This window comes from Massilia pseudoviolaceinigra, from assembly GCF_030846505.1.
In the GTDB taxonomy this organism is placed as follows: domain Bacteria; phylum Pseudomonadota; class Gammaproteobacteria; order Burkholderiales; family Burkholderiaceae_D; genus Telluria_A; species Telluria_A violaceinigra.
The window spans coordinates 80,277-87,591 of the sequence record NZ_JAVCWL010000035.1 but is presented as its reverse complement, the minus strand read 5'-3'; the positions used below and the strand labels follow the sequence as shown (position 1 = coordinate 87,591).

At 63.2% G+C, this 7,315-nt stretch carries 4 protein-coding genes and 1 pseudogene; 2 read left to right on the top strand and 3 right to left on the bottom strand.

All coding sequences use genetic code 11. The features are described from left to right. Positions 1 to 56: 56 nt before the first annotated feature. From RBA40_RS27325 to RBA40_RS33625, 3 genes and pseudogenes are all read right to left on the bottom strand, one after another. A complete protein-coding gene (locus RBA40_RS27325; RefSeq protein WP_306651498.1) occupies positions 57 to 710 on the bottom strand; it encodes a hypothetical protein in 654 nt (217 codons plus the stop codon). A gap of 90 nt (positions 711 to 800) precedes the next feature. Continuing rightward, the gene (locus tag RBA40_RS27320) at positions 801 to 2,072 is read right to left on the bottom strand and encodes a beta-barrel domain-containing protein (protein WP_306651496.1); all 1,272 of its coding nucleotides are present in this window, start codon (positions 2,070 to 2,072) and stop codon (positions 801 to 803) included. A gap of 782 nt (positions 2,073 to 2,854) precedes the next feature. Next, a pseudogene (locus RBA40_RS33625) lies at positions 2,855 to 3,542 on the bottom strand (autotransporter-associated beta strand repeat-containing protein); the annotation flags it as partial. 545 nt (positions 3,543 to 4,087) lie between these two features. Between RBA40_RS33625 and RBA40_RS27310 the strand changes: the two are divergent. Together RBA40_RS27310 and RBA40_RS27305 are read left to right on the top strand one after the other, a co-directional pair. Then, positions 4,088 to 4,522, top strand: coding sequence for a hypothetical protein (locus tag RBA40_RS27310; protein WP_306651494.1), 435 nt, complete (start codon positions 4,088 to 4,090; stop codon positions 4,520 to 4,522). Positions 4,523 to 4,592: 70 nt separating this feature from the next. Further along, positions 4,593 to 7,289 (top strand): phosphocholine-specific phospholipase C, encoded by a 2,697-nt coding sequence (locus RBA40_RS27305; protein WP_306651493.1) that lies wholly within the window; start codon positions 4,593 to 4,595, stop codon positions 7,287 to 7,289. The last annotated feature ends 26 nt before the right edge of the window (positions 7,290 to 7,315 follow it).

The window sequence follows — 7,315 nt, the reverse complement described above, 5'->3', positions numbered from 1 at the left end:
GACAGGCTCCTTTAGGGCAGCCGCAATAATGTCCTGCGGCCGCCTCGGTTCTCAGATTAGGCAATCATCTGCATCACGTTCCCACCTGCAGGGCCTGAGTAAGACGCTACATGCTCGTCGTCCTCAGGCGCAATTCCCCGCGGATAGTGCGGTACTCCATCCTTATCACGCCAAGTCTGATTATCCTTGTTGGGGTGATCACGCTGCATTAGCATATAGCTTCCATAGCCAACGAATCCTCCTATCACCAGTCCACCAAGCTCACCCCATTTTCCTCCTTTCTCCCCAATGCCCGCACCTTTGAGTGCACCTTGAAGAAAGGCAGTACCCGCTGTAGTGGCCCGTATGCCTGCCATCCCGGAGAGTACGCGGTCCATCGTCTCATGCTCGATGGAGATTTGATTTTCCACATACATTCCGACGAGGCTTCCTTCCCACGCCGCCGGTTCCTGGCCGACCGACACATTTGGAGGTGGGTTGTCAAACACCGGTATCGCGCCGCGAATCGTGACGACGGCCTCTTGCCCGCCTTCTATACCAATGGCGCGAACATCGTATGCATACCCGTGATCTGCCCCAAAACCGCCACCATTAGGTACACCCCCACCGGGCACTTCTCCACTACCACCGCTACCGTCGCCGGCACCTCCGCCATCGACTTCTACCCCGCCAACAAGTTGACTTAGCATTTCTTTGTCAAGCACTTTCATAATATTCTCCATACTCATTTGAAAGCGTGCCCCGCGTCGGCACGCAAAGTCTTGGCGTTGGTCAGAACGCGGCGCCAATTTCACATGTTTCTACTCCACAGGCTTCCTTGGAGAATGATCCCTTGCTGCGCTGAGAAGTGGATCGATGATCCACTCGATCAGTTTCCTACGATCATGGTAGATATCGGCTTCGAGCGTCATACCTGGCTCAAATGGCCTACGCTTGCCGTCCATCACCATAGAATTTGTCGACATCGCTACGGTCGCTCGATACATCGGGATATCGGGAACGTTCGGCGTGTCCGGCGCCTTTGCGCTGTCATTGATGGGGTTAAGTTCCACCTGCTTGACCGTGCCCGCCACCAAGCCGTACTTCTGATACGGGAAGGCATCGATGCGCATTTGCACCTGCTGTCCCACCGCCACGGATGATTTTGCGTGTGAGGGGATTAGCAGCTTTGTTTCCAGCACGCTTCCCGTCGGAAGGACTGTGGCCAGCACAGTCCCTGCCTGCACCGACTGCCCTACGTCATAGCCCAAAGCTGTAATGGTGCCTGCTACCGGTGCCGTAACCTTGAGCGTGCTGCGTCCTTCATGCTCGGCAATATCTTGGTCTATTGTTGCGAGGTTCTGTTCGGCTTCAGTCATCGCGAGTTTTTCACGTGTAGCAAGCGCTTCCGCTTCATTCTGCACCTGGAGCAATGAACCACGCGCGTTGCCGAGATTTACGGTCAGCGCATTGCGCTTAGCGCGCTCAACATTTAGGGCATTCTTGTACTGGGCAAGCAAGGCAGGCGAAACAAATCCCTGCTCGGCAAGCCTACTGTTTCGGTCGAAAGAGGTCTGTGCGCTCGTCACCAGTTCATCGCCGATGGCAATGGCGCCAAGATGGGCTGCGAGTTCGCCCTTGAGCAGGCGTTGCTGATCGGCGAGGGCACTGCTGCGCAACGCCAGTTGCTGGAGCGTGGCATTACGGTGCTGTACGATCTGCTCACGGCGCAGGGCGAGTGAAGCGCCGATGCGCGCATCGATTGAGCCTGATCCGCCGATCCGCTCGGCCGACAGGTCGAACAGCACTTCGCCGGCCTTGACCACTTGGCCTTCCAGGACGTGGCGTGTGACGGTGCGGCCAAACTGGGGCGCGACCGCCTTGATGGCGCCGCCGGCATACACCAATTGACCAGTCACCCGAACTTTGCTGCTGTATTCGCCAAAAGCCAGTAGCAGCGCAAGTCCGAGCACGACCACACCGCCGCAGGCGGCCGCCACCTTCATCGGTACCGGGCGCGCCAACACGATTGCGCCAGCTTTACGACTGCGGCGGGCCTCAATGACTTCAATACGTATTGGTGCGATACTCAACCCAATCTCCAAGTCATCAGCACTCACTACGGTCCATGACGGGGCCATGCTGCCTTACTACCGCTGAGCGGTGTTGACCGTGCGGCGTGTTTTAAAGACCACGGCGCGGCTTGCTCGCCGGAGGGCGTCGCACATCTAGATAAAAATCTGTAGACCCCGCGCTTCAAAACAAAGTTCAAAATTTCTTTTGTCTTATGCGCTTACTCTCGCCGCTAACTCGACTGTGTGGCGTGGGACGAGACCAAGCCTGTACGAGGAGCACGCGCATGTATTTCGCATGGTCGAGATTTCAAGTGCGAGTTCAAGCAGAGGCCCGCAGTTAAGGGGCTCGGTGCGGTGCGCAAAGAAGTGTGCGGAAGATAACCATGGCAAACCTTGCGCAAATGGCCGTAAAAATCGCGTTAATTCGATAGTCTGAAAGACTGCCCCTTTTCGAAAAGAGCCTTCAACACGGGCACTTTCAAGGGGCCGATGTCGGATCGTCTCGCCGTCGGCGGGCTTGACGCACGTGGCGACTCGCCGACGTCCTGCCCGCGGAGGGCAGGGCGCGTCGTTTTCCTCGCCAAACCGTTCGATGTCGCTTAACAGCTTGTGCAGGGTGCCATTAGCGGTGCGCTTCCTGCCTGGTTGCTGAGTGGATGGAACTTATCGCATCTCAGCCATTCACGCGCAGGTTCAGCGCGCTGTTGGGATAGCTTGGCGTAACCGTCATGCCGTCGACCGTGATGGTATCGAACTTGCCTTTCAGGCTGGCCGCGCTCATCACTGTCAGCACGGTGCCGGCGGCCGCGCACTGCGACCGGTACCGCCGCGCTGGCGATCAGCCTGCCGCCGCTCACATACACGTCGCCCGCACCGAACGCCGTGCCTGACCGGGCTTCCAGCGCGCTCGCTTCGAGCTGGGTGCCGCCGCTCCAGCTGTTGTTGCCGGTGAGCGCCAGGGTGCCGTTGCCTTGCTTGACCGGCTTGCCGCTGCCGGTAATATCGTTGCGCCAGCGGTCGCTCGCGTGGAAGCCGCCCTTGACCGCATCGATCACCAGCACCACGTTGCCGCTCAGGGCGCCGTAACCGTCGGCCGCATCGAACAGGTTTAAGCGGCCCCAGCCCTCCGGGTCGTCCATCACCGGGTAGTCCGATGCGAGCGCTGTGGTTTTCAGCCGCCCGGCGCTGGGCCGCGCTGAGGTAGGGCAAGCGCGTCTCGAACAGCACTTCGGCGCCTTTCGGCACCGCCGCCGGAACATTGCCGGCGGCGATTTGCGGAAAGCCGTAGGTCAGGCGGCGCAGGTAGTTGGCCTTGTTGACGGCATGGTCTGCGAAGCGGTCGCTCGCCGGCGTGCCCGACTGGGCGAGGGCGCGCAAGGTCTCGGCCGTCGTGCCGGTCAGGCTCATCAAGGTGGTGTGGGCCTGGGTGTAGGCCACGCTCTTGCTGGCGGCGTTGGCCGGATCGAGCAGGTTGGCGGCGGCCACGGCTTGCGTCGACCGTCTCGGTCAGCGGCTGCCAGATTTCCTTGCAGCCGGCCAGCACGCGCACGCCGGCGTTGGTGGCGATGGTGGCGTAGCGGGCGTCGCCGCGCTGGTTGGTGCCGGCCGTGTCGACAAAGGCGACGGCGGCCGGCACGAGCACGCTGGCGGGGGCACCCCGGTCGGCCGGCGGCGCCGGCACAAGCAACGGCGGAGCGGCCTGATCGTCGCTGCCGCAGGCAACTAGCGCCAGTGCGGCGCCGATGGCGATGACGAGGGGAAGGCGGCGTTGCAAGGCGTTGTTGAGCATGGTGAGGCCGGCCCGAGCTGCAAGGAAGCCGGGAATATAGCCGGACGGCATGACGAGCCGATGACAGTGCTGCAATGGGCAGCGAGGTGCTCGTCGACACGATTTCAAGCGAACAACAATGTGTGTCGAGAAAGCCTACAATCAATTGTGATTTACCAACGCCAGGTCGTCACATACGCGCTCCGGATTGCCGAATGCCGCAGGCGCACGGACGCCGCTGATCTGCAAGGCGAGGGAGCCAGACGTGATGAGTACAAGCTATAACGAGCTACTTGACAGTATCAAGACGACAATCGACCGGAAGAACAGCGCGAAGCGCTTCATGCTCGCGTTTATTGCCGCCCTCAAGGCCGATCTGGTGCGGCTGGCGGACGCGCCGGAAGATGCCTGCCGCACCGGAACCATGGCTGGCAGGCTCAGCTTTGAGCGGGACCGGTATGACTTTCACGGCGGATCGGTCGTGTTTGGGATCGAGCTGCGCTTTCCTGTGGAGTCGAGGTATGTGACTTTTCCGGTTCCGGTCGCGCTACGGGAGCAAGACGGGGTGCTGGTGGTGAACGTCAAGGGGCGTTCCGTCGTCGTCGTGGGGCACGCACAAGGCTTGTCGGACGAGGATGTGCGGGTCGTCGCCTTGTCCGTGCTCGACGAAATCCGCAAGGAGGTCGCGCAGCGCCCCTGACCCCAATGACATGGTGCGGTCATATTCAACATATATGATCGACAACTTCCAGCGCATACCGGGAGCACCGATGTCCACCAGCAGACGCACCTTTCTCAGCCTGGCTTCGGCCGGCGCCGCCAGTACCCTGTTCCCCGACCTGATCCGCGAAGCGCTCGCCGTGCCGGCAAATAACGTCACCGGCACCATCGCCGACGTCGAGCACGTGGTCATCTTCATGCAGGAAAACCGCTCCTTCGACCACTATTTCGGCAGCTTTCCGGGCGTGCGCGGCTTCGACGATCCGCGCGCGATCACGCTCCCCGGCGGCAAGCCGGTCTGGTATCAGCCGGACGCCGCCGGCGGCCATGTGCTGCCGTTTCACTTCGACGCCAAGAACACCAGTGCGCTCTCGCTCGGCACCGATCACTCGTGGAAGGGCTCGCAGGCGAGCTGGCAGGGCTGGGACGCCTGGGTGAAGAAAAAATCGCCCCAGAGCATGGGCTACTTCGACCGCGGCGACCTGCCGTTCTACTACGCGCTGGCGGACGCCTTCAGCATCTGCGACGCTTACCACTGTTCGATTTTCGGCCCCACCGATCCGAACCGCTTCTACTCGCTGTCGGGCACCAGCCGCGGCCGGATGGGCGCCCTGGGCGGCCTGTACAACATCAGCGGCGCGGGCTACTACAACAACGATCCGAAGTACGACAATCTGTCGCCCGCCGTCACCGCCAGCGCGCCGGCCTGGCGCACCTATGCCGAGATCCTCGAAGCGAACGACGTCAGCTGGAAGGTCTACCAGGAGTGGGATAACTACGGCGACAATTACCTGGCCTATTTCCGCCAGTTCCGCGTCAATCCGGACGGCAGCCGGCTCTCGCCCGACAGCCCGCTGGCGCGCAAGGGGAGGGTGCTGGCGCCCGGTTCGACCGAGGCCAATTCGCGCGGCACCAAGGGCGACTGGCTGGTCGCCGACTTTGCCAATGACGTGCGCGACAACCGCCTGCCCCAGGTGTCGTGGATCGTCGCGCCCAACGACTACACCGAGCACTCGCCCAATTCGCCCAATGCCGGCGAAAACCTGACCGCGCGCCTGCTGGCCGCGCTGGTGGCCAATCCGGCGGTGTGGTCGAAGACGGTTTTCCTGCTGACCTACGACGAGAACGACGGCTTCTTCGACCATGTACCGCCGAACATCCCGCCGCTCGAGCCGGCCATGGGCCGCACCACGCTGGCCGAGATCGGGGCCGATGAAAACCTGGCTGGCGTGCCGGTCGGGCTCGGTCCGCGCGTGCCGATGCTGGTCATTTCACCGTGGAGCAAGGGCGGGCGCGTGTGCTCGCAGGTGTTCGATCACACCTCCAAGCTGCGCTTCCTGGAAGAGTGGCTTACGCTCGGCCTGAAAAAGAACCGTGCCGGCGTCACCTTGGAAAATATCTCGCCGTGGCGGCGCGTGGTGTGCGGCGACCTCACGTCGGCCTTTGATTTCAAGTCGCCCAACAGCGTCTGGCCGGCCAGCGTACCGAAGTCGACCCAGTACCAGCTGGTGTCCGGCAAGCCGTATCCAACGCCGCCGGCGCGGCAAACCTTGCCGCTGCAGGAACCGTGCAAGACGGTCACGCGCACCCGTTATGCCTGCGCGCTGCCGTACGTGCTGAGCGCGCACGCGGCGGTCAATCCCGGCAAGCAGGTCGAACTGTCGCTGCATAACAGCGGCAAGGCCGGCGCGGCCTTCATCGTGTATTCCAGCGTGCGCACCGACGGGCCGTGGTACTACACGGTCGAAGCGGGCAAGCGCATCGACAAGGAAGTGTGGAACTGGACCGGCAGCCACTACCACCTGAGCGTGACCGGTCCCAACGGTTTTCTGCGCGAGCTGGCCGGCAACCTGGCAGCGACCGCTGCGCGCCCGGAAGTGCAGGTCGACTACGACCTGGCTGGCGGCAACGTGCGACTGCTGCTGTCGAACGCGGGCGCTACGGCGGCCTGCACCTTCACCATCGTGGACAACGCCTACGGCGCCGCCGCGACCTCCCACACCGTGGCGGCCGGCCAGCAGGGACTGGTGCTGTGCCTGCTGGCGGGCAGCTTCGGCTGGTACGACTACAGCATCGGCTGCGATGCCGATCCGCGTTTCCTGCGCCGCGTGGCGGGCCACCTGGAGACCGGTGCGCCGGGCCGTACCGATCCGGCGATCGGCGCCAACCGGCGCCGCGTGGTGCTGACGGCCAGTGCGTCGGTGCTGCAGCGCGGCGCCAGCCTGAGCGTGACCTACGCCGCGCCAGCGGGCAAGCTCGATCCGAAAAACTGGGTCGGCCTGTTTGCCGCCAGCGCCAAGCCCGGCGCCGCCGGCCAGGGCGCGCTGCAATGGGCATACGTGCCGGCGGCGAACGGCACCCACACTTTCAGCACGGCGGCGCTGGCGGTGGGCGACTACGCCGTCTGGTATTTCCACCAGGGCGGCTACACGGCCCTGGGCGAGGCGGTGACCGTGAGCGTGACGCAGTTTGCCTCCAGCACGCCGGCGGTCAAGCGCGGCGCGCCGCTCGTGTTCACGCTGGCGATGCCGGCCAGCCGCGTGAGCGCCAAAAACTGGGTCGGCGTCTACCGCGCCGGCACCTCGCCGGGGGCGGGCAGCTCGGCCATCTGGCAGTACGTGGCGCAGGCCGGAGCCACCGTCACGTTTGACAGCAGCGGCCTGACGCCAGGCACCTACAGCGCGTGGCTGCTGCACAACGACGGCTATGGCGTGCTGGGCGGGCCGCTGGCCGTCAGCGTCGCATGATCGCTTCACTTCACCGGACAACGAAC

Bases quoted from the DNA above. Each gene is read 5' to 3' on its own strand.
- RBA40_RS27305 (WP_306651493.1), top strand. From the start codon at position 4,593: ATGTCCACCAGCAGACGCACCTTTCTCAGCCTGGCTTCGGCCGGCGCC.
- RBA40_RS27325 (WP_306651498.1), bottom strand. From the start codon at position 710: ATGAAAGTGCTTGACAAAGAAATGCTAAGTCAACTTGTTGGCGGGGTA.